Origin of the sequence: Promicromonospora kroppenstedtii DSM 19349, from assembly GCF_000515355.1 — a bacterium.
In the GTDB taxonomy this organism is placed as follows: Bacteria; Actinomycetota; Actinomycetes; order Actinomycetales; family Cellulomonadaceae; genus Promicromonospora; species Promicromonospora kroppenstedtii.
In genome coordinates this window covers 6440-6875 of record NZ_KI911578.1, presented here as the reverse complement: position 1 = coordinate 6875, position 436 = coordinate 6440, and the positions used below count along the sequence as shown (strand labels likewise).

Genomic DNA, 436 nt, shown 5'->3' with positions numbered 1-436 from the left:
TCGCGACCCCGGCGTGTAGCCGGGCAGGACGCCACCGGTCGCGTAGCCCTTGATCGGGTCGACAGGCGGGAGCGTCAGGTCGAGCCCGACAGCGTCGGCGATCTTGTCCCAGGTGGCCTTTATGCCCTTGGTGTAGACCGTCTCGATCACGAAGTTGATCGGAGCTGCCGTGGCGGCCTTGATGCCGTCCACGCCTTGCCGATCACGGTCTTCGCCGCACGGAATGCGGCGCCGATCACGTCGAGCCCTCGCCGAAGCGGGGTGAACGCCTTGTCTCGAATCCATCCCAGGCAGCGGAGGCCACCGTCTTGATGCCGTTCCACACGGGCCGGATGACCCGCTCGAACACGATCCGAAGGCCGAGGCCCATGATGCGGAAGCCGAGCGCGATGGGCGTGAACGACCCACCGGTCGAGCCAGTTCCACATAGCGGAGG

2 protein-coding genes are annotated in these 436 nt (G+C 66.7%); both read right to left on the bottom strand.

All coding sequences use genetic code 11. The annotated features are described in order from the left end of the window. A partial coding sequence (locus tag PROKR_RS33520) for a hypothetical protein (protein WP_036959297.1) occupies positions 1-192 on the bottom strand: 192 nt, incomplete at its 3' end. Positions 193-235: 43 nt separating this feature from the next. Next, on the bottom strand, positions 236-436 hold a 201-nt coding region (locus PROKR_RS36750), incomplete at its 5' end, for a hypothetical protein (protein WP_036959295.1).